Source organism: Conyzicola nivalis (genome assembly GCF_040548875.1).
GTDB classification, from domain to species: Bacteria; Actinomycetota; Actinomycetes; order Actinomycetales; family Microbacteriaceae; genus Conyzicola; species Conyzicola nivalis_A.
In genome coordinates this window covers 681933-703368 of sequence record NZ_JBEPSJ010000001.1, presented here as the reverse complement: position 1 = coordinate 703368, position 21436 = coordinate 681933, and the positions used below count along the sequence as shown (strand labels likewise).

At 66.3% G+C, this 21436-nt stretch carries 22 protein-coding genes and 1 tRNA gene; 13 read left to right on the top strand and 10 right to left on the bottom strand.

Going from position 1 to position 21436, the window contains the following annotated elements:
• Positions 1-7 precede the first annotated feature (7 nt).
• The 9 genes from ABIE21_RS03430 to ABIE21_RS03390 all read right to left on the bottom strand — a co-directional run bounded on the left by ABIE21_RS03430 (position 8) and on the right by ABIE21_RS03390 (position 9684).
• Positions 8-1024 (bottom strand): ABC transporter ATP-binding protein, encoded by a 1017-nt coding sequence (locus ABIE21_RS03430; RefSeq protein WP_354023379.1) that lies wholly within the window; start codon positions 1022-1024, stop codon positions 8-10.
• Positions 1011-2015, bottom strand: a complete 1005-nt coding sequence (locus ABIE21_RS03425) for an ABC transporter ATP-binding protein (protein WP_354023378.1) — start codon at positions 2013-2015, stop codon at positions 1011-1013. The genes ABIE21_RS03430 and ABIE21_RS03425 overlap by 14 nt, the downstream gene beginning before the upstream one ends.
• Positions 2012-2872, bottom strand: a complete 861-nt coding sequence (locus tag ABIE21_RS03420; protein WP_354023377.1) for an alpha/beta fold hydrolase — start codon at positions 2870-2872, stop codon at positions 2012-2014. Before ABIE21_RS03420 ends, ABIE21_RS03425 begins: the two co-directional genes overlap by 4 nt.
• Positions 2869-4044: a M24 family metallopeptidase gene (locus ABIE21_RS03415; protein WP_354023376.1), complete on the bottom strand. Its 1176-nt coding sequence runs from the start codon at positions 4042-4044 to the stop codon at positions 2869-2871. Before ABIE21_RS03415 ends, ABIE21_RS03420 begins: the two co-directional genes overlap by 4 nt.
• A 2-nt stretch (positions 4045-4046) precedes the next feature.
• Positions 4047-4952, bottom strand: a complete 906-nt coding sequence (locus ABIE21_RS03410; RefSeq protein WP_354023375.1) for an ABC transporter permease — start codon at positions 4950-4952, stop codon at positions 4047-4049.
• Positions 4949-5902: an ABC transporter permease gene (locus ABIE21_RS03405; protein WP_354023374.1), complete on the bottom strand. Its 954-nt coding sequence runs from the start codon at positions 5900-5902 to the stop codon at positions 4949-4951. The genes ABIE21_RS03410 and ABIE21_RS03405 overlap by 4 nt, the downstream gene beginning before the upstream one ends.
• A gap of 24 nt (positions 5903-5926) precedes the next feature.
• Positions 5927-7549 carry an ABC transporter substrate-binding protein gene (locus tag ABIE21_RS03400; RefSeq protein ID WP_354023373.1) on the bottom strand — a complete coding sequence of 541 codons (1623 nt, stop codon included), beginning with the start codon at positions 7547-7549 and terminating at the stop codon, positions 5927-5929.
• Positions 7546-8748 (bottom strand): membrane dipeptidase, encoded by a 1203-nt coding sequence (locus ABIE21_RS03395; RefSeq protein WP_354023372.1) that lies wholly within the window; start codon positions 8746-8748, stop codon positions 7546-7548. The genes ABIE21_RS03400 and ABIE21_RS03395 overlap by 4 nt, the downstream gene beginning before the upstream one ends.
• A gap of 852 nt (positions 8749-9600) precedes the next feature.
• Positions 9601-9684: transfer RNA gene (locus tag ABIE21_RS03390), tRNA-Leu, on the bottom strand.
• Between the two features lie 132 nt (positions 9685-9816).
• Between ABIE21_RS03390 and ABIE21_RS03385 the strand changes: the two genes are divergently transcribed.
• The 6 genes from ABIE21_RS03385 to mshC all read left to right on the top strand — a co-directional run bounded on the left by ABIE21_RS03385 (position 9817) and on the right by mshC (position 15063).
• Positions 9817-11121: a M20/M25/M40 family metallo-hydrolase gene (locus tag ABIE21_RS03385; protein ID WP_354023371.1), complete on the top strand. Its 1305-nt coding sequence runs from the start codon at positions 9817-9819 to the stop codon at positions 11119-11121.
• 19 nt (positions 11122-11140) lie between these two features.
• A complete protein-coding gene (locus tag ABIE21_RS03380) occupies positions 11141-11992 on the top strand; it encodes an undecaprenyl-diphosphate phosphatase (RefSeq protein ID WP_354023370.1) in 852 nt (283 codons plus the stop codon).
• Positions 11993-12066: 74 nt separating this feature from the next.
• Positions 12067-12777 carry a GAF domain-containing protein gene (locus ABIE21_RS03375; protein ID WP_354023369.1) on the top strand — a complete coding sequence of 237 codons (711 nt, stop codon included), beginning with the start codon at positions 12067-12069 and terminating at the stop codon, positions 12775-12777.
• 23 nt (positions 12778-12800) lie between these two features.
• A complete protein-coding gene (locus tag ABIE21_RS03370; RefSeq protein WP_354023368.1) occupies positions 12801-13514 on the top strand; it encodes a GAF and ANTAR domain-containing protein in 714 nt (237 codons plus the stop codon).
• Positions 13515-13622: 108 nt separating this feature from the next.
• On the top strand, positions 13623-13790 hold the full coding sequence (locus ABIE21_RS03365; RefSeq protein WP_354023367.1) for a hypothetical protein: 168 nt from the start codon (positions 13623-13625) through the stop codon (positions 13788-13790).
• 40 nt (positions 13791-13830) lie between these two features.
• Entirely contained in the window at positions 13831-15063 is a 1233-nt protein-coding gene (gene mshC, locus ABIE21_RS03360; protein ID WP_354023366.1) for a cysteine--1-D-myo-inosityl 2-amino-2-deoxy-alpha-D-glucopyranoside ligase, read from the top strand.
• On the opposite strand, the gene ABIE21_RS03355 is transcribed toward mshC, so the two are convergent.
• Positions 15060-15983 (bottom strand): PAC2 family protein, encoded by a 924-nt coding sequence (locus tag ABIE21_RS03355; RefSeq protein ID WP_354023365.1) that lies wholly within the window; start codon positions 15981-15983, stop codon positions 15060-15062. The genes mshC and ABIE21_RS03355 overlap by 4 nt on opposite strands.
• Positions 15984-16085: 102 nt before the next feature.
• Here ABIE21_RS03355 and ABIE21_RS03350 point away from each other — a divergent pair, with 102 nt between their 5' ends.
• The 7 genes from ABIE21_RS03350 to ABIE21_RS03320 all read left to right on the top strand — a co-directional run bounded on the left by ABIE21_RS03350 (position 16086) and on the right by ABIE21_RS03320 (position 21423).
• On the top strand, positions 16086-16766 hold the full coding sequence (locus ABIE21_RS03350; protein ID WP_354023364.1) for an HAD family hydrolase: 681 nt from the start codon (positions 16086-16088) through the stop codon (positions 16764-16766).
• Positions 16766-17767 (top strand): tRNA (adenine-N1)-methyltransferase, encoded by a 1002-nt coding sequence (locus tag ABIE21_RS03345; RefSeq protein ID WP_354023363.1) that lies wholly within the window; start codon positions 16766-16768, stop codon positions 17765-17767. The genes ABIE21_RS03350 and ABIE21_RS03345 overlap by 1 nt, the downstream gene beginning before the upstream one ends.
• A gap of 59 nt (positions 17768-17826) precedes the next feature.
• Complete coding sequence (locus ABIE21_RS03340) at positions 17827-18801, top strand: FKBP-type peptidyl-prolyl cis-trans isomerase (protein WP_354023362.1); 975 nt, start codon at positions 17827-17829, stop codon at positions 18799-18801.
• A 77-nt stretch (positions 18802-18878) separates the two neighbouring features.
• Entirely contained in the window at positions 18879-19883 is a 1005-nt protein-coding gene (locus ABIE21_RS03335; RefSeq protein WP_354023361.1) for a helix-turn-helix transcriptional regulator, read from the top strand.
• Positions 19876-20868 (top strand): helix-turn-helix transcriptional regulator, encoded by a 993-nt coding sequence (locus ABIE21_RS03330; protein ID WP_354023360.1) that lies wholly within the window; start codon positions 19876-19878, stop codon positions 20866-20868. The genes ABIE21_RS03335 and ABIE21_RS03330 overlap by 8 nt, the downstream gene beginning before the upstream one ends.
• Complete coding sequence (locus ABIE21_RS03325; protein WP_354023359.1) at positions 20865-21215, top strand: hypothetical protein; 351 nt, start codon at positions 20865-20867, stop codon at positions 21213-21215. Before ABIE21_RS03330 ends, ABIE21_RS03325 begins: the two co-directional genes overlap by 4 nt.
• Positions 21202-21423 (top strand): Sec-independent protein translocase subunit TatA, encoded by a 222-nt coding sequence (locus ABIE21_RS03320; protein ID WP_354023358.1) that lies wholly within the window; start codon positions 21202-21204, stop codon positions 21421-21423. The genes ABIE21_RS03325 and ABIE21_RS03320 overlap by 14 nt, the downstream gene beginning before the upstream one ends.
• Positions 21424-21436 lie beyond the last annotated feature (13 nt).

Here is a 21436-nt window from a genome sequence, read left to right as displayed (position 1 = left end):
GATGGTCCTAACGTGAAGCGGTCGGTGCGGTGAGTGGAAGAGGAAAGTGGCAGGCGACCTCGCGGTCGCTCGAGTCGAAGACCCGGGCGAGCGGCGGTTCGTGGCTGGCGCACCGGTCTTCTGCGAGCCAGCAACGGGTTCGGAAGCGGCAACCGCTGGGCGGGTCGACCGGGCTGGGCGGGTCGCCGGCGAGAAGACGGCGCTGGCGCGTTCCGGCCAGCGTCGGGTCGGGGATGGGCGCCGCCGACAGCAGCGCGCTGGTGTACGGATGAAGCGGAGCGTCGTACACCTCGCCGCGGGCACCCAGTTCGGCGACCTTGCCGAGGTACATGACCCCGATGCGGTCGGAGATGTGCCGCACGACCGAGAGGTCGTGGGCGATGAAGACATACGACAGGCCGAGCTCGGACTGGAGGCGCTGGAACAGGTTCACGACCTGCGCCTGGATCGACACGTCGAGTGCCGAGACCGGTTCGTCACAGACGATCACCTCGGGGTCGAGCGCGAGGGCGCGAGCGATGCCGATGCGCTGACGTTGCCCGCCCGAGAATTGGAAGGGGAAGCGGTCCATGTGGTCGGGGTTCAGCCCGACCAGCTCGACCAGCTCACGCACCCTGTCGAGCCGCTTGTTCCGCGGCATCACGTCGGGGTGGATCTGGTACGGCTGCATGAGGATCTCGCGCAGCGAGCGGCGCGGGTTCAGCGATGCGTATGGGTCTTGCAGCACGATCTGGATGCGGCGGCGCAGCGTGCGCGACTCCGCGCCCTTTACCGAGTGCACATCCTGGCCACGGAACAGCACCGATCCGGAGGTCGGTCGGTCGAGGCCGACGATCGTGCGGGCGAGCGTCGACTTGCCGCAGCCCGACTCGCCGACGATTCCGAGAGTCTCGCCCTTGCGCAAATCGAAGCTCACGCCGTCGAGCGCTTTGACGACCTGTCCGGACCGACGCAAGAACTGCCCGCGAACCGGGAAATGCTTCGCGACGTCGTCGACGGTCAACACCACATCATGCTTGTCCACTGAGGACCTCCTCTCGACGATGGCAGGCGCTGGCCCGCTCGCCCGGCGTGTTCGCCGAATGCGGCGGGAGCAGCGACGGCCGTTCGGCTCCACACAGGTCGATCGCGGCATCGCAGCGGTCTCGGAAGGCGCACCCGCCACCGAGGGTCAACAGGTTGGGCGGCGCCCCGGGAATTGCCCACAGCTCGGCGTCCTGCCGGTCGACTCGCGGAATGGAGCGCAAAAGGCCTCGCGTATAAGGGTGGGCTGTATCGGTGAAGAGTTCGTGGACGGTTCCCGATTCGATGATGCGGCCCGCGTACATGATCGCCGCCTTCTGCGCGACCTCGGCGACGACACCGAGGTCGTGGGTGATGAGCACGAGCCCCATTCCCTTCTCCTCCTGCAGCTCGAGCAGGAGCTCCATGATCTGCGCCTGCACCGTCACGTCGAGCGCCGTGGTCGGCTCGTCGGCGATGAGCACCTTCGGGTCGAGCGCGATCGCCATGGCGATCATGATGCGCTGCCGCATCCCGCCGGAGAACTGGTGCGGGTAGTCCTTCGCCCGCGACGCCGGAGCGGGGATGCTCACACGAGCCATGAGCGCGACCGCACGGTCCCAGGCGTTCGCCCGTGACATCCCGCGCCGCACCCTCAACAGTTCGGCGATCTGGCCGCCCACCGAGTAGACGGGGTTGAGCGCGGAGAGTGAGTCTTGGAAGACCATGGCGATGCCCTCGCCGCTCACCCGACGTCGCACCCGCGCTGGTGCGCCGAGCAGCTCGATGCCCTCGAAGTGCACCTCGCCCGAGGTGATGCGCCCCGGGGGAGTGTCGAGCAGCCCCATAACGGTCTGGGCGGTCACCGACTTGCCCGAGCCGGACTCGCCGAGGATCGCTAGCGTCTGGCCGGCGAGCACCTCGAAACTCACGTTCTGCACCGCTCGCACAATGCCGTCGCGGGTGTCGAACTCGACGCTCAGGTCGCGCACGCTCATCACGGTCTCGGTCATGCTGCACCGCCCACGCCGGCGCGCTTCAAGAACCCGCGCACCGTGGACTGGAACAGCTCGGGTTCTTCGAGCTGGGGCGAGTGGCCCGAATGCTCGAACACGACGAGCTCGGCGTTCGGGATGCCGTCGGCGATCGCCTGCGAGGCCAGCACCGGTGTGCGCCAGTCGTGACGGCCGACGACGACCAGAGTCGGACACAGTATCTCGGGTAGGCGCCCGCTCAGATCGAACTCCGGCATGTTGACGCCGAAGGCGAAGTTGTGGGTCGCGAAGTGGTAACTCGTCGCCCGCGCCTTGCGCTCGACAGCGGCGGGGTCGTAGTTGTGGTCGTAAAGCGGCAGGATGGCGCGCCAGTAGCGCTCGAATTCGGCGTTGTCGGCGAATTCACCGGTCCCGATCCGCTCGATCGCCCACGGATCGATCGTCACGCGGTCAGAGGTTCGCGCCCGCTCGACAGCCGTGTAGTCGTAGTCGGTGTTCGCGGCGGTGTCGCGTAGCACCAGGGCGGAGACACGGTCGGGGTGCGCGAGCGTGTATTCGAGCGACAGGAAGCCGCCGTACGACCCTCCGGCCATAACGATGGATTCGAGACCGAGCAGCTCGCGGATACCGTCGATGTCTGCCACCCACTGCTCGTGGGTGAAAGGGCCGTCGGAGGCCGACTCGCCCGAACCGCGTGCATCGAAGGTGACGACCCGGTATTCGTCGGCGAACGGTCCGAACGAACGCACCGGCTCCGAGCGTGAGCCGAGGCCCGGCGCACCGTGGTGCACGATCATCGTCGGTGCATCCTCCGGCCCGAGCACCTGCAGTTTGAGGCTCGCGCCGTTGATCGTCGCAAAGAATTCGTCGTTCATACCGGGATCACATTCTGTTCGAGGCTGCGCGGGTAGTGCGTGAGCCGTTCTGGGCCGTGGATCGTGGTGAGCACGGAGTCGGAGATCCGGTAGCCGCCGTGCCCCGGCACATAGATGCCGGGCTCGCTCGAGAGCACCATGTCGGCTTCGAGCAGCGAGCCGTCGCCGTCTTCGATCCAGGGGGCCTCGTGCTGGGCGATGCCGATGCCGTGTCCCTGCCGGTGTTGGATGTAGCCGCCCATGCCCGCGTCTCGGATCACGTCGAGACATTCGGCGTTGACCTCGGCGCACGTGCGGCCGAGTGTCATCCCCGCGACGCCGATCTCCTGCGCTCTCAATGCGACCGCGAAGTAGGACTCCTGTTCGGTCGTGGGTTCGCCGATCACGAATGTGCGTTCGCTCTCGACGAACCGGCTCGCCACGGCGGCACCGAGCGAGAGGATGAGGGTATCGCCGATCGCGAGCCGCCTGCTGCTCGGCAGGCCGTGCGGTCGGGCCGAATTGGGCCCCGTGTAGACGAGCCCTCCGGCGAGCTTGGTCGTGTAGATCACATGGTCGAAGCGGGTGTACATCGCCTCGGTGCCGTAGCCGATGACGTGGCGCGCCAGGCCGCCCTCGGTCGGCAGCGGCCCTCCGCTCTTCAGGGCATCCTCGATGAGCGTTCGCCCCGCTGCGAGCATCTCGTCGCAGATGACGCCGGCTTGGCGGTGAAACCGGATCTCCTCGGGGTGCTTTGTGCGACGCATCCGTCCGACGACCGACGTCGACGACCAGTCGGCGCCGGGCAGCACCCCGCGGAGGGTCGTCAGGGCGCCGGTCGAGAGTGCCGGTGCGAAACCGATTCGCGCGGATGCCCTGCCCCGGCGCACCAGCTCGGCCGCGAGGCTCGCCTCCGGCGTGACGACCCCCGGATACTCGAAGTAGGTGACTATCTCGGCCTGGATGCCCTGTGCGCTCGCGTACTCGTGGTCGAGCCGCGGCATAAGACAGAACCTGTCGCCGTCGGCACCGATCCAGAGGTACACGGGGCGCTCGGTGACCGCGTAGAAGAAACCCGCGAGATAGGCGATGTCGCCCGGCGTTGTGACGAGGAGCCCATCGAGTCCCTGCTCGGCGAGAGATGCGACCAGCTCGGCCTGCACCCGGTCGTAGAACGCATCGGGTAGACGCATGGTCACAGCCCCTTCGTGCGCGGGTCGCGCGAGTCGTTGTACCGGATTCCGGCGATGGTCGCCGCGAGAACGAGGAGAAGGATCGCGAGCGACGGGAAGAGCGTCTGCCACCACGCGGTGGCAAGCACTCCCGAACGCTGTGCGTTCAGCAGGATGCGGCCCCACGACCACGACGACGGATCGCCCATCCCGAGAAAGCTGAGTCCCGCCTCGGAGATGACGGCGCGGGCGGCAGTGAGCAGCACGCTCACGACGATGAGCGGCACCACCGCCGGGAAGATCTCGGTGGCGATGATGCGAACGGGTCCGGCGCCGAGCACCCTCGCGCCGTCGATATAGGGCATCGAGGCCACGACCATGCCGTTCGATCTGATCAGCCTCGCGACCTCCGCCCACGACAGCACGCCGATCACGATCGTGAGGGTCAGGACGCTCGGCCCGGCGAGTGCCGTCACGAGGATCATCAGCGGCAGCATGGGCAACGAGAGCATCACGTCGGTGAGCGTCGTGACGAGGGGGTCGAGCTTCTTGACGTAGGCGCCGACGAGGCCGAGGGCGGTGCCGATGATGATGGCGATGATGGATGCCACAACCCCGACGATCAGGCTCACGCGAGAGCCCCACACGACCTGTGCGAACACGTCCTGGCCGAGATCGTCTGTGCCGAAGATGTGCTCACCCGACGGCGGCTGCAGGATATCCTCGCCGAGCCCGGTCGGCCGGTCGATCAGCATCGGGCCGAAGATGCCGGAGAAGGCGAACACCACGAGAACAGCCACCGAGATGTACCCGGAGGGCTTCGCGAAGTAGCTGTTGCTGCCACGGCGATTGCCGTTCGGCAGCCCGGCGAGGGTGGCAATGGGCACGGCGGGTACTGCGCTGCCGTTCGACGGTTGCTGGATGCTCATGCGCGAATCCTCGGGTTCAGGACCAAAGCGATCATGTCGGTCAGGAGATTGGCGAGCACCACGGTGACCGCCAGCAGCACGAAGGCCCCCTGTAGCACCGGGTAGTCGAGTTGTTGCACGGCTTCGAAAATCAGCCGGCCGACGCCGGGGTAGGCGAAGATCGTCTCGGTGAGCACCGCTCCGCCTATAAGCGCCCCGAGTTGGAGGCCCATCAGCGTGAGCGCCGGGAGCATGGCATTGCGCAGGGCGTGGCGCCAGATCGTGCGGCGAGGGGTGAGGCCGCGCGACTTCGCGCTCTTTATGTAGTCCTCGCCCAGCACCTCGAGCATGTTCGTGCGGAGGGTGAGGGCATAAGGCCCGATCTGCACTATCACGAGGGACAGCAGGGGGAGGGCCAGATGGTGGAACAGGCTGGCGTAGGCCGCCAGCCCCCGGGTATCCGGATCGATCGCACCACCGATCGGGAACCAGCCGAGCATCGCCCCGCCGACCACGAGGAAGAGTATGGCGACACTCGGAACGAAGAGCGCGTTGCTGGTGATGCCGAGCACCTGGACGAGTTTGTCGATGAACTTGCCACGCCCGACGGCCGCGTACACACCGAGCGGGATTCCGATGAGGATCGTGATGATGAAGGCCGAGCCGGCGAGCAGCAGCGTCCACGGCAGGCGGTCGAGGAGGATCTCGCTCACCGGGGCGAGTTGTCGGAACGACTGCCCGAGGTTGCCCGTCAGCAGCTCGCCCAGGTAGAGAACGTATTGCACGAGGAGAGGCTTGTCGAGACCGTACTGCTCGCGCAGCGCGGTCTGCATCGCCTCGGTCATGTCGCCTTCGACGACGAGGAGGGTCGGGTCCGCCGGCAGCAGACGCAGCAGGAAGAACGTGATGGTGACGGCGATCCACACTGTCAGGACCGCACGCAGCACCTTCTTCGAGATGTACGCGAGCATGGCTTTCCCTTCCCTCCCGGTCGCTTAGTCGACCGTCGTGACCTGCGACAGCGAGTACCCCGTCACCATTCCGAGCAGATCGCTCGGCGATGGGGCGAAGCCCGTGAAGCGGTCGGAACGGTACGCGAAACGGAACTGCTCGACGTACAGGGGCGTGAGCAGGGCCTGCTCGTGCACGTATTCGTCGATCTCCTTGATCTTGCCGACGAAGTCGTCATGGTCGACAGTCACGGCCGCGTCGTTGATGAGCTCGTCGAGCTCCGGGTCCTGCACGAGGTTGTAGTTGATGCCACCCGGGTTGCTGGAGAGATAGGTGCTGCGCAGCTGGTCCATGGGGTTGTCGAAGACCCCCCACTGCGAAAGGTCGATCGCGTACTCGCCGCCCTTGGTGCGAGAGAGGAACGTGTTGCGCTCGACGCAGGCGAGCGTGATGTCGATGCCGGCTTCCGCGGCGTCCTCCCGGACGACCTCGGCCACGCGGGTGAGGTTGGCGTTGCTCTGGTCGCATAGCAGCTCGATGGAGAGACCGTCGAGCAGCCCATTGGCGTCTGAGTCGACGAACCCGGCGTCCTCGAGCAGCTCACGAGCGGCCTCGGGGTCGAAGGGGTAGGCCTCGAGCTCGGTGTTGTCGAACTCGGCGAAGATCGGCGATATGGGGCCCACCATCGGTTCTCCGTCACCCTGCAGGATCGTCGCGATGATCGACTCGGTGTCGACCACCATCGACAGCGCCTGGCGCACTTCCTGCTGAGCGAGCAGCGGGTTGTTCACGTTGTAGGTGAGGTGGGCGAATCCGAGCGAGTCGACCGACTCCATCGTGATGTCCTCGTTGGACGCGAGGGATGCTGCCGCCGACGCCGGCACGGGGTTCGCCATCAGGTCGATGTCGCCGCTACCGAGCGCGAGCAGCATGGTGTTGATGTCGGGGTAGACGATGTACTCGATCGTCTCCACGTCGGCACCTCCCTCGGGGGCGTACGGGTAGTTCTCGTTCGCCTTCATCACGTAGCGCTGCCCGGGAGTGACCGAGTCGAGGATGTAGGCGCCCGCACCCACCCAGTCCGTGTCGTTCGCGAAGGTGGAGAGGTCGCCCGCCTGGGAGAAGATGTGCTCGGGAGCGATCGCCATCCAGAAGCCCACGCCCTCGGCGAAGGGCGCGTACGGCTGCGTGAGATGGAACTTCACGGTCGTTGCATCCGGAGCCTCGATGGACTCGACCCAGGTGAGCTTCGCGGCGACGTTGCCCAGCTGGTATTGCATGATGGCCTCGGCCGAGAACTTGACGTCTTCGCTGGTCACGGGCTCACCATCGGACCAGACGAAGTCGTCGCGCAGCGTGTAGACCACCGTCGCGCCGTTGTTCTCGTAGCTGTACTCGGATGCGAGTTCGGGGACCTTCTCGGCGTTCTCGTCGATGCGCATGAGGTGCGGGTACATCGCGTTGAGCACCCAGTTGTCGGTCTTGCTGAGCGACTGCAGAGGGTTGTAGTTGGAGACCTCCGTGGTCGTTCCGATGCGGAGAACCGTGTCCTCCGCGTTGGCAGGCTCGGCCTCTCCCTCGTTGAGAGAGCATCCGGTAATGGTCAGGGCTGTGACGGCGAGAATTGCCGCGACCCAGTGGCGTTTGTTGATCATCGTTCTGGTCACCAGACTTCCTTGAGAACTCGTAGAATGTTCGATCCGATTGCTTTTCTGATTGCATCGTCGGCGTAGTCGTTTTTGACGAGCCAACCGACGATGTTGGTGAAGTTCTCTGCGGGGTTCTCCATCCCGGCCACGTACGGCACCTTGGGATAGTCGACGTGGCCATGTGCTTGACTGATCGCGAGATGTCCAGAGAACGAGTTGTGCAAGCCGACGTGGTCACCGAAGTTGGTGTCCGGCCCGAATGCGACGTGGTCGATGCCGACGAGGTCGACACAGTAGGCGAAGTGGTCCATGACCGACTCGATCGAGTGGCGCGGGTGCCGCTTAGAGAGCGTCGTGTGCGGGGCGGCCTCGAGGCCGATGACCCCGCCACGCTCGGCGCACGCGAGGATGACCTCGTCTGACTTCATCCGGTTCGTCGGCCAGACCGAGCGGGCTCCCGCGTGGGTGATGAAGACGGGAACACTGGATGCGGCGATGACGTCGAGACTGGTCTGGTCGGACGAGTGCGAGATGTCGATCGCGATGCCCAGCTTGTTCATGCGCTCCACCGCCCTGTGACCGAAGGTCGTCAGTCCGCCGTCCTGCGGTTCCGAGAGTCCCGAGCCCAGCTGGTTGGCCATCGAGTAGGCGATCCCCATCTGGCGGACTCCTAGCCCATAGAGGATGTCGAGCCTGTCGAGTTCGTTCTCGATCATCGTGGCCGCTTCGAGTCCCGCGACGAGCGCGATCTGGCCGTTGGCCTTCGCCCTCTCGATCTCGGCGAACGTGCGCGCGAGCACGACATGGTCTTGCTTGGCGACATCGGCGAAACGCAGGCCGAGGTCGTAAACGACGTCGTTCCACTTCCAGCCGTGCTCCGAGGTGACGCAGTTGGTGCCGTTCATGAAGTTGTCGAAGAACGCCGACATGCCCGATTTGGCCAGACCCTCGTAGCCCATCGCGTTTCGACCGGTGTGGTTGTACTCGCGTAGCTGGTGAGGGTCGGAGGTGAGGATCTTCGGATGCTCGTGCAGCGAGATCACATGATTGTCGGCGAGGAGACGCGTGACTCGCGCCGACTGATCGGTGTCGAGACCGAGGTCGTGCTCGGGAACCCGGCCCAGTTCCGGGGCGAGATCGAACACCGTGAAGTCGGCGTGCGGCTCCAGGTAGTCAAACGAACGGTACCCGCGATAGTTCGAGCTCTGCTCTTGCATGATTCTCCAGTGGTAGGACCTCTTACCTCCTGACTATATGCCGGGTCGAGCGGGCCGCAACAGTCAATTTCGGCTTCCGGCGGCGACGTAACAAGAAGTTAACGCTGGCGAAATACGCGCCTAGCACGGAGCGCGGCGCCAAAACGGACCGCGTGCGTCGGTGGGGAGGGGGACTGGCCAAACCAGAAAATCAAACCTAGAGCCATGCCGAACCGGCGCCATGGACTACTCGCTCAACGAGGTGCAGGCCGACAACTGAAAGGGCATCCGCGGCGAAGGGGCGCAAAAGGGCGGCACCCGAATAATCGAATGCCGCCCCTCCGCCGATCGCTAGGTCGACTGGATGGCTTTCCGCTGTTTCGCGATACGCGAAGCGATGACGCACCGCTCGACGCCGAGGACGACGATGACCGTGAACACGATCCACCCGGTGACTATGCGTTGCTCCTGGCTGCCGAATGTTCCGGCGATCGCAGCGATGGCGGCGAGGCCGAACGTGGTCTAGTAGATAGCGGCGAACGGCCCCGTGGCGACGGCCTCTGAGAAGGCGCTCCTGTTCTTGGGCATCAGGTCCTCCTTGCCTTCGACGTTACGAGTAGCAAGGAGTGTCGGGAAGGATTCACCGCCGGTGTTGCGATGGCGGCCGCTTTGTGGTCCTCCGCGCGAGACTTCCCAGCCGCTATCTCTCGAGCGCGCCATTTCACTGTTGACCGTCGCCCTCAGTCGATCAGAAACGCGAGATACAGGCCCGAAGCGGGGACAAAAAAGGGCTGAACGACCGGATTCCGATCGTTCAGCCCTTTCCTTCTTAGGTTTTCCGAATAGATTCGAGCTACCCCGAATTACTCTGCGTGCGCGAAGGGGGACTTGAACCCCCACGCCCTTACGGGCACTAGCACCTCAAGCTAGCGCGTCTACCAATTCCGCCATCCGCGCGCATGGCCAGCCTCTGCAGTTTCTACACTGCGTTGACCGCCGAGAAACGAGAATAGCATGCTCTGAGAGGTGCTTTTGTCACTTGGCGCCACGAGGCCCCGACACGCCATGGGCGACGGGTACCGTTGAGCCATGACGACCGAACCAGAGCTCGAAGCAACCGCCCGAATTGCCCAGCAACTGATTAGGTTCGACACCTCTAACTACGGCGAGGGCGTCTCCAACGGTGAGACGGTCGCCGCAGAATATCTCGGCTCGCTTCTCGAAGATCTGGGTCTGTCGACGACCTACGTCGACTCCGATCCCGGGCGCACGAGCGTGGTCGCTCGGGTCGCGGGTTCCGATCCGACACTGCCGGCCCTCGTCGTGCACGGGCATACCGATGTCGTTCCCGCCGATCCAGACAACTGGAGCGTCGACCCGTTCGGCGGCGTCGTGCGCGACGGCATGCTCTGGGGCCGCGGCGCGGTCGACATGAAGAACATGGACGCGATGATCGTCACCGCCCTGCAAGACATGAACAGCGCGGGCATACAGCCCAAGCGCGACCTGATCATCGCCTTCTTCGCCGACGAAGAGGCCGGGGGAGTGCGCGGCTCGCACCACCTGGTCACCACACGCCCCGACCTGTTCGCCGGAGCGACGGAGGCGATCAGCGAGGTCGGCGGATACTCGGTCACCATCAACGACCAGCGCGCCTACCTGCTGCAGACGGGCGAGAAGGCGCTCGTCTGGATCAAACTCATAGCGCGCGGAACCGCCTCGCACGGCAGCCGGGTCATGCACGACAACGCCGTGACGAAACTCGCCGAGGCGATCGTCAAGGTCGGTCGCCGTGAGTGGCCGGTGCACCTGACCGACACCACCCAGCAGCTCATCACCGAGCTGGCCCGCATCCTCGGCGTCGACCCGCAACGGGTCGGCCCGGAGGAGATAGTGCTCGCGACCGGTTCGGCGGGCGGGTTCATCCAGGGCACCCTGCGCACTACGACCAACCCGACGCTGCTCAAGGCCGGCTACAAGCACAACGTGATCCCCGACAGCGCCGAAGCGCTCGTCGACATCCGCACCCTCGCCGGGGAGGAAGACGCCGTTCTCGCCGAGGTACAAGAGCTCGTCGGTCCCGACATCGAGATCGTCGTGATGCACCGTGACATCGGCCTCGAGAACCCGTTCCAGGGCGCGCTCGTCGACGCGATGGTCGGCTCGCTGCAGGCGCACGACCCGGGAACGCCTGTGCTGCCTTACCTGCTCAGCGGCGGTACGGACAACAAGGCGCTCAGCCTGCTCGGCATCACGGGCTACGGCTTCGCGCCGCTCAAGCTGCCCGCCGGACTCGATTTTCCGGGCATGTTCCACGGTGTCGACGAGCGGGTCCCGCTCGACGCATTAGTCTTTGGCAGGCGAGTCCTCGGCGACCTGCTCACCAACTACTGATTTCGACAGCGGGGCATCAATGAGTTTCATCGAGGCGATCATCCTCGGCCTGATCCAGGGCCTGACCGAGTTCCTCCCGATCTCTTCGAGCGCGCACCTGCGCATCGTCGGCGAGTTCCTGCCCTCGCAGACCGACCCGGGTGCCACGTTCACCGCCATCACCCAGCTCGGCACCGAGACCGCGGTCATCATCTACTTCTGGAAGGACATCACCCGCATCATCGGTCGCTGGTTCCGCTCGCTGCGCGGAACCGGGGGTGCGGGCACGAACCGAATTCAGAAGAACGACCCCGACGTACGACTCGGCTGGCTCATCATCATCGGCACAGTGCCGATCGTGCTCCTCGGCTACTTCGCCCAGTCATACATCCGTGACCAGTGGCGCTCGCTCTGGATCACCGCGACGGTGCTCATCGTCTTCGGAATCGTGCTCGGCCTCGCCGACCGTCTCGGCAAGAAGGCGCGCCCCCTCGACCAGCTGACCTACGGCCACGGCATCGCGATCGGCCTCGCGCAGATGCTCGCCCTGATTCCCGGCGTCTCCCGCTCGGGTGCGACGACGAGCGCCGCACTGGCGCTCGGCTACGAACGCCCCGCCGCCGCCCGCTTCGCCTTCCTGCTCGCGATCCCCGCCGTCTTCGGCAGCGGCCTCTACGAGCTCATCCACAGCTTCGGAGAACCCGAGGGGGCATACGGCTATGCGGAGACCGCCGTCGCCACCGTCATCGCCTTCGGCGTCGGCTACGTCGTCATCGCCTTCCTCATGCGTTATATCTCCACCCACAGCTTCATGCCGTTCGTGATCTACCGCATCGCCCTCGGCGCTACTCTCCTCGTGCTCCTCACAACAGGGGTCCTGCAGGCTGCATAGTCAGAGCGGTAGAGTGGGGTCTTCTAGAAAACCGTTGACTCGCCCAGACAATGCGACCGATGAGGGTGAGTCCAATGTCAGCACGACAGGCCTTTGATCAGGCGCGAAACGACCTCCTCTACGCGCACCAGCGCAACACGAGTCTGTGCGATCCGTTCGTGGCCGCCCTTCCGGTGCGCGGAGCGTCGCTGTCGGTACTCGCCGCAACTTCCGGGCAGTCCACGGTGTGCTCGAGTGACGCCACCGCTGCACGCCTCGACGAACTCCAGTTCGACCTCGGGGAAGGACCGTGTTGGGACGCGTTGTCGACGCGCGGCCCGATCCTCCGACCGAATCTCGCGGAGGACGGTCCGCGATCATGGCCGCTCTTCACTCAGGCCGTCCACGAGAACATGGAAGGCGGCGAAGTGCGTGCCGTCTACGCGTTCCCGCTCTTCGTCGGCTCCCTCGGCATCGGAGCTGTCGACCTGTACGCGTCGACCCACACGCCCATGGAGGCCGAGCAGATCACGGATGCCTCGGAGCTGGCCGCACTCGCATCATGGCAGGTTCTGCGCCGAGTCCTCGCCGACAGCGCGGCCGACGACGACGGCGGACCGAGCGTCAACAATCGACGTGAGGTGCACCAGGCCACGGGAATGGTGCTCGCCCAGCTCGGGATCAGCGCGGCCGATGCGGCGCTGCTCCTACGCGCCCACGCGTTCGCGAGCGGGCGCTCGGTGGCCGAAGTGGCGAGCGACATCGTCGAGCGCAAACTCGACTTCGGCATGGATGGCAACCTCTGATTTGGACGGAGTAAACTAGGTTAATGACGAGCCAAACGAGAGAGAGACGGCTGACTTCGGCCTTCGTCACTCTGGCAGACACACTGGTAGCGGGATACGACGTCGTAGACCTACTCCAGACTCTTGTCGACACGTGTGCCGAGCTTCTCGACGCCTCCGCCGCGGGCATCATGCTCGCCGACGGCAGCGGCGAGCTCGCGGTAGTCGCATCCACCAGCGAGCGGAGCATGCTCGTCGAGACCATGCAGTTGAGCTACGGAGCCGGTCCGTGCGTGGAGTGCTTCACCACGGGGGTCGCCGTCACCGTGGCCGACGTGGCCGATCTCGGCGACAAGTGGCCCGGGTTCAAGGAAGCGGCTCTCGAGCAGGGTTTCCGTTCGGTGCACGGGGTCCCACTGCGGCTGCGCGGCAACGTCATCGGAACTCTCAATCTCTTTCGGCCGAGCCCGGGCGCGCTGTCGGAGGAGGACATGTCGGTGGCGCAGGGGCTGGCCGATGTGGCCACGATCGGCATCCTTCAGGAACGCGCCATCCGTGAGGCCGACATCGCGAAGAACCAGCTGCAGCACGCCCTCGACAGCCGCGTGCTGATCGAGCAGGCGAAGGGGGTAATCGCGTACATGCGCGACCTCGACATGGACGCGGCGTTCCGAACGCTGCGCGACTACGCGCGCAGCAATAACCTGAACCTGCGCGACGTCGCGGAACGTGTCGTCAACCGATCTCTCACACTCTGACAAACTTCTGAAGGGTTCCGGCAGTTTCGTGTGAACCCGAGTAAACTCTTGACCAATGGCCCTAGACCTCGGCTCTTCTTTTCCGGTGCGAAGATCGAGGAGGCCATCATGGCCAACGATATCGACGAAGTGTTTTTCGACGTAGACGTGATCGCGGGTCCGTCGGTCCCCAGGCTCTACGAGCACAGCGCAAGAGTCGTGACCACGGCGCATCCGTTCAGCGAAGACGATCTGCGTGCCTTCGCCGCGGCGGGCGAGCATCCCGGTTTCGACTGAGCGGAGCTGGCGCCCAGCCGGCGCTCGATAGGCTGATGCAGTGAAATCGTGGAACCGGCCCGTCGTCCCGCGCCTGCCGGGGCGCGCTCCCGTACCGCGTGTCTTCGACTCCTCCAGTCGCGGTCTGATCGACGCGACTCCGCGCGCCGAGGCGAGCCTGTACGTGTGCGGCATCACGCCGTACGACGCGACGCACCTCGGGCACGCGAACACCTACCTCGCCTTCGACACGCTCGTGCGGTTGTGGACCGACGGCGGATATGACGTGCGCTACGCGCAGAACGTGACCGACGTCGACGACCCGTTGCTCGAGCGGGCCGTCGCGACCGGGGTCGACTGGCGTGAACTTGCCGCCCAGCAGATCGAGCTATTCCGCGGCGACATGGAGAGCCTGCGTATCGTGCCGCCCACCCACTACGTCGCTGTCACCGACATGATCGACGAGGTCGCAGTAGCCATACGCACGCTCCTCGACGCCGGCGTGGCGTACCGCCTCGACGACGGCACGGATGACATCTACTTCGACAACGCCGCAGGGGCGACTCCTGCCTGGACACTCGGCGACGAGAGCGGCCTCGACCGCGCGACGATGCTGGTGCTCAGTGCCGAGCGTGGGGGAGACCCCGACCGGCCAGGCAAACGCGACGCCCTCGACCCCCTGCTCTGGCGCGGACCCCGCGACGGCGAACCCGCGTGGGAGTCTCCGCTCGGCGTCGGCCGCCCCGGCTGGCACATCGAGTGCTCGGTCATCGCCCAGCACTACCTCGACACACCGATCACCGTGCAGGGCGGCGGGTCGGACCTGCTGTTCCCCCACCACGAGTTCAGCGCCGGCCACGCGGCTGCCCTCTCCGGTCGTCCCCTCGCCGACGTGTACTCGCACGCCGGCATGGTCGCCTACGACGGCGAGAAGATGAGCAAGTCGCTCGGCAACCTCGTGCTCGTGTCGGCTCTCACCTCCGAGGGGACCGACCCCCGCGCCATCCGCCTCGCCCTTCTCGACCGGCACTACCGCTCCGACTGGGAGTGGACGCGCGGTCAGCTCACCGAGGCGCAGTGCCGGTTGGGCACGTGGGAGACGTGGGCGGCCGCGGCCGTCTCCGACGACGCGACGGCGGATGCGACCCTGCTCGACGCACTCAGGGCAGCCCTCGCGAACGACCTGGACACCCCGGCAGCACTGGCCGCGGTAGACGCGCGCATCGCGTCCGGAGCGCCGGCCACCAGGACAGACGTCGCCTCGATCGACGCACTGCTCGGAATCGCGCTCTAGCTTCCGCCGGCCTTGCCGCCCGAGTCGGGCTTGCCGTCTTCGCGCCGCAGGTACTTCTCGAACTCGTGGGCGATCGCCTCACCGCTGGCCTCGGGGGAGTCGACCGTGTCACGGGCCTGTTCGAGCTGTTCGATGTAGCTCGTCATGTCGTCGTCGTCGGAGGCGAGCGCGTCGATCCCGGTCTCCCAGGCCGCGGCCTCGTCGACGAGCTCGCCGCGGGGGATCACGACGTCGATGATCTCCTCGAGCTTGTCGATGATCGCGAGTGTCGCCTTGGGCGACGGGGCGTTGTGCACGTAGTGCGGCACGGAGGCCCAGATCGACATGGTGGGGATGCCGGCCCTCTCTGCTGCGTCGGAGAGCACCGAGAGGATTCCCACCGGGCCCTCGTAGCTCGAACGCTCGATCGACAGACGCTCCCGCACGTCGGAGTTCTCGCTGCTCACGAACACCGAGATCGGTCGCGTGTGCGGAACGTCGGCGAGCATCGCGCCGAGGAAGACGACCGCGGTGATGCCGTGGGTGTCGATAGCGTCGAGGATCTCGGCCGTGAAGGTCTTCCACCCTCGCGAGGGCTCCGTGCCCACGAGCAGGTAGACGTTCGCGCCGTTGTCGCCCGTCACGGCGAGCTGTGCGTCTGCGGCGAGCGGGACGACGTCGCTCGATCCCGCGTCGGCGGGGCCGTACATCGTGACGCTGGGCCACTCGATCACGCGGTTGCCGTCGTCGTCGAGCGAGATATTCGGCCGGTTGAACTGGTAGTCGAAGTAGTCCTCGGGATCGACCGTGGTGATGGGAACCAGTTCGAGCTGTTCTTCGAGCGTGCGCACGGCGTTGCTGGCCGCTTCTCCCGCGTCGTTCCAGCCCTCGAAGGCCACGACGAGAAGCCGCCCGCTTGCAAAGCCCGTGCTGTCAGCCACAGAAACATCCTTACGTGTAGTCGAGCCTGTGTGAGCGCCCGTCGTCCAAGGATAGAACTCTCGCGGTTCGCACGCAGCCAGACGTCGGTAGACTCGCCCGTTGTGACTTCTTTCCAACCGGCGGCCGTTCTCTGGGACATGGACGGCACGATCGTCGATACCGAGCCGTACTGGATGCGCGCCGAGACCCTGCTCGTCCAGTCGTACGGCGGCACCTGGAACCACGATGAGGCTCTCTCCCTCGTCGGCCAGGGCCTCTGGCACTCGGCTCGAATCCTGCAGGCCAAGGGCGTGACCCTCTCCGAGGACGAGATCATCCAGACCCTCACGGCGAGCGTCATGGAGCAGATCCGCATCGCGGTGCCGTGGCGTCCCGGAGCCTTGGAGCTTCTCACCGAGATCCGCGACGCCGGCCTGAAGTCGGCGCTCGTCACCATGTCGTTGCGGAGCCTCGCCGAGCTCGTCGTCTCGCTCATCGAGTTTCCGGCGTTCGATGCCATCGTGTCGGGCGACGACGTGACCCACTCCAAACCGCACCCAGAGCCGTACCTGCGTGGGGCCGAGCTGCTCGGCGTCGACATCCGCGACTGCGTCGCCTTCGAAGACTCCCTCCCCGGGCTGGCCTCCGCCGTGGCATCCGGAGCCGTCTCCATCGGCGTCCCGCACATGGTGGCCATCGACGAGTCCACCGAGCACACCATCTGGCCCACCCTCGCCGGCCGAACCCTCAGCCACCTCTCCGACGTCTTCGTCGCCGCGCGAACCACAACAAGGAACCCCTGATGACCAACGACACCTTCCGCCGCCAGAGCGGACCGTTCCGCGCCGGCGACCGCGTGCAGCTCACCGGCCCCAAGGGCCGCATGAACACCATCACGCTCGAAGAAGACGGCGAGTTCCACACCCACCGCGGCGTGCTCAAGCACAACGACGTCATCGGCCAGCCCGACGCGTCGGTCGTGCTCTCGACGAACGAGATCGAGTACCTCGCGCTGCGTCCGCTGCTCACCGACTTCGTGATGTCGATGCCGCGCGGTGCCGCGATCATCTACCCGAAGGACGCCGCGCAGATCCTCGCCTCGGCCGACATCTTCCCCGGCGCGACGGTCGTCGAGGCCGGCGTCGGCTCCGGTGCCCTCTCGCTCTGGCTGCTGCGCGCGATAGGCCCGTCGGGCGCCCTGCACTCGTTCGAGCGCCGCGAGGAGTTCGCCGACGTCGCCCGGGCCAACGTCACCGCGTTCCTCGGGGCCACCCCGTCGAACTGGGACATCACCTTGGGCGACCTCGCCGAGACCCTGCCCGAGGTGGCGAAGCCCGGAACGGTCGACCGCGTCGTGCTCGACATGCTGGCCCCCTGGGAGTGCCTGGATGTCGCGGCCGAGGCACTCACCCCCGGCGGCGTGATCATCTGCTACATCGCCACCGTCACCCAGCTGTCGCGCGTCTCCGAGGCGCTGCGCCGCACCGGACAGTTCACCAACCCCGAGTCGACCGAGACCATGATCCGCGGATGGCACGTGGAAGGACTCGCCGTGCGGCCCGACCACCGCATGATCGGCCACACCGGCTTCCTGCTGACCGCGCGTCGCCTCGCCCCCGGCACGGTCCTGCCCGAGCTCAAGCGCCGCGCGTCGAAGAGCGACTTCAGCGACGAGGACGTCGAGGCCTGGACCCCCGGGTCTCTCGGAGAGCGCACGTCCAGCGACAAGAGACTGCGCAAGACCGCCCGGCACGCCCAGGCCGTGGCCGAGGCCGCCGTCGCCGCCGAGAACGCCGCTGATTAGAGCTCACTCACTAGTGGGTAGGATTATCCGGTACTCGTAGCACCCAAGAAAGAGGATTTGTGCGCACTCTCACCGCGGCCATCATCACCGTTGGACTGGTGGCTTCACTCTCCGCCTGCGCCACCTCCGGTCCATCCGGGTCCTGCGAGCCGACCTCGAAGCCGGGCGACGCATCGTCGCTCATCACGGCGAAGGGCGAGCCAGGCGATCTGCCCGCCGTCAGCTTCCCGACCCCGCTGATCACGCGGGGGCTCGAGGTGTCGACCATCGACCAGGGCGACGGCGACACCCTCTACGACGGCGAGATCGCCGACTTCCACCTCACGGTCGTCAGCGCGGAGACGGCCGACATCATCCCGATCACGAGCATCGAGCCCGACTCGATCCTCCGCCGCACCGTCGGCGACGACACCGACGAGTTCGGCTCGATCCTCGAGTGCGCGAGCGTCGGGGACCGCCTCGGCGTCACCGCCACCGCGGAGTCGATCGGCTTCAGCGGCGGCGGACTCGCCCCCGACGACACGATCGTGCTCATCGTCGACGTCGTGCGCAGCTTCATGGGCCGCGCCACCGGTGTCCCGCAGCTCGCCGTCAACGGAATGCCGGCCATCGCCCTCGCGCCGAGCGGCCAGCCCGGCGTCACCATCCCCACGGCCGACGCCCCATCCGAGCTGCAGATCGCGACGACCATCCTCGGAGACGGCGACACGGTGGAGAAGGAAGACGCCGTCGTCGCCCACGTCACCCGCCTCCTCTGGAGCACCCGCGACGTCATCGACACCACCTGGCTCACCGCCGAGCACTCGTCGGTTCCGACCACGCTCTTCATGAGCCCGGACGCCACGGGCGGTTCCGCCGGCGGCGTGCTGCCCGGACTCGAGAAAGCCATGGTCGGCGCAACGGTGGGCAGCCAGCTCGTCGTCGTCATCCCCCCGGGCGAGGACGGCTTCGAAGAGGGCTCCACCCTCCCGGCCGGAGTGACGGCCGAGGACACCCTCGTCTACGTCGTCGACATCCTGGGCATCCAGGACTAGCGCGACCGGGAGTCAGCACAACCCTCAGCTCTGCAACCACCGACACTGGCCGGGTGTCCTCACCATAGGATCGATTCGTGTCGCTCGAGAATTCCGCCAAAGTGCCCGTCGAGGAGAGGCTGTTCAGCCTCGTCCTGGCGTTGCTGGCGACTGAGAACGGCCTGACCAAGACGGAGATCCTGTCGACGGTCCAGGGTTACCGCCAAGACTTCGCGCACACCGGTGACAACGCGAATCTCGAGCGCAAGTTCGAGCGCGACAAAGACGACATCCGCGAGCTCGGCGTGCCGCTCGAGACGGTGCAGTCGCCCGGCGACCCGGGCAACAACCAGAACCTGCGCTACCGCATCCCGCGCGGCGCCTACGAGCTGCCGACCGACATCGCGTTCTCTGCCGAGGAGACGACACTGCTGGGTCTCGCCGCCATGGTGTGGCGCGAGGGTTCGCTGTCGACGGAGTCGCGTCGCGCGCTGCTCAAGCTGCGCTCGCTCGGGGTCACCGCCGACCAGCCCGTGCTCGGCTACGCTCCGCGCGTGCGGGTGCGCGACGTGGCCTTCGAGGCGCTCAACGCGGCCCTCGGACGGAACGCGTACGTGCGCTTCTCCTATCTCAAGCCGGGGGAGGAGGAGGCGCGCGTGCGCACCGTCGCCCCACTCGCCCTCGTGCAGCACCAGGGACGCTGGCATCTCGCCGCCGAGGAGGCAGGAACCGGCATCCGCAAGACGTTCCTGCTGCGCCGCATCGTGTCGCGGGTGACGACCACCGGCACCACGTTCCCGCCTCCCACAGACGACGAGTCGACCAAGGCCCTGCTCGAGCTCGAGGAGGTATGGGACTCGCACACCGCAGTCGTCGACGTCGAGCCGGGTTCCGACGCTGCCACGCGACTGGCGAAACGTCGGGGAACCGTGGCCGAGGCATCCGCTGAATCGCAGAACCTGCTGCGCCTGCACTACTCCGACATCAACATCTTCGCCGACGAGCTCGCGGGGTTCGGCCCCGAGGTGCTCGTGGTGTCCCCACCCGAGCTTCGCCGCGCGGTGCTCGACCGACTACTGAAGACGGCGGCCGACCATGGCTAGACCCAAGAAGCCCAAGCCCATGCACGCGCAGGAGAAGCTCACCTTCCTGCTCTCGCTCGTGCCGTTCCTGATCGAACGCGAGCGGGTCAGCGTCACCGAGGTCGCCGAGCACTTCGCCGTCGACCCCGAGCAGATCCGTGAGGCCGTACGGCTCATCGCCGTCTCCGGGGTGCCGGGAGAGACCAACACGTACCAGTACGAAGACCTCTTCGACATCGCCTGGGACGACTTCGAGGACAACGACCAGATCGTGCTCACCAACCAGGTGGCCCTCGACGACTCTCCGCGGTTCTCCGCCCGCGAGGCGGCGGCACTCATCGCCGGGCTGCAGTACCTGTCGAGCCTGCCCGAGAACGCCGACCGGGCCGCGGTTGCCTCGCTCATGGCCAAGCTGTCGCGTGGCGCTTCGGCGCACCCCAGCCCGCTCGCCGTCGAACGCACCGAGTCCGACGCCACCCTCGCACTCATCCGCGAGTCGGTCGCGGGCGGCACACAGCTCGAGTTCGACTACCTCGGCTCCCGCGGGCAGCGTGAGCGCCGCCGCGTCGACCCGTTGCGGGTCGAGTCGATGGACGCCGACTGGTACCTGCGCGGCTGGGACCACCTGCGCAGCGCCGTGCGTACCTTCCGTCTCGACCGAATCTCCAACCCGAGGGTCTCGAGCGAGCCGATCAGCCACCGGGCCTCCGACGTCACCCTGCCCGACACGCTGTTCGAGACCTCCGACGACGATCTGGTGGTTACCGTCGACGTCGCCAATTCCGCCGTCGCGTTGCTCGCCGACTACATTCCGGATGGCGCGGACCGCGAGCAATTGGACGGCAGAGTGCGCACGACCCTGCGCGTGTCCCACTACCACGGTCTCAAACGCCTGATGGCGAGCATGGCCGGCGTCGCCACCGTCGTCGACCCGCCCGAGGCGCGTCGAGCGGTCGCCGAGTGGGCCGCAGCAGGAGCCGCCCGGTACCAGGAGGACCCGTCATGATCGAGTGGTGGGGCTGGCTGCTCATCTGGACCGGACTCGCGATCGCGCTGTTGGCGATGGTGGGGCTGTTCGCGTGGCGCATCGTTCGCCGCTTCTTCCGTGTGCTCGAGGACTTCTTCACGCTCACCGACAAGCTCTCGATCCTCGACGGTGTCGAGGGCCCCGACGGCGTGCGACCGCTCAACGCGGTGCTCGAGGACTCCGCCGTGGTCAGGGAGCGGACCGCGCAGCGGATGCGCCGACGGGCCGACCGTAAGGCCGCTCGCAGGCAGGCCCGCATCCAAAGGGCTAAAATGATCACAACCGCTGACATCAAACTTAAGGAGTGGCCTCATGAGCATGGCTAATCTCGGCTCGCACTGGTGGGTCATCCTGATCATCGTCGTGCTTCTCTTCGGCGCTCCCAAACTTCCCGCCCTCGCCCGCAGCATGGGCCAGTCGATGCGGATCTTCAAGAACGAGATCAAGACCAACAAAGACGACGACGGCACCGAGTCGACCAAGGCCGAGTCGACCGAGAAGTCCGGCTCCGACACTCCGACCACCAAGCCGTAGGTTTCGCCCCAAC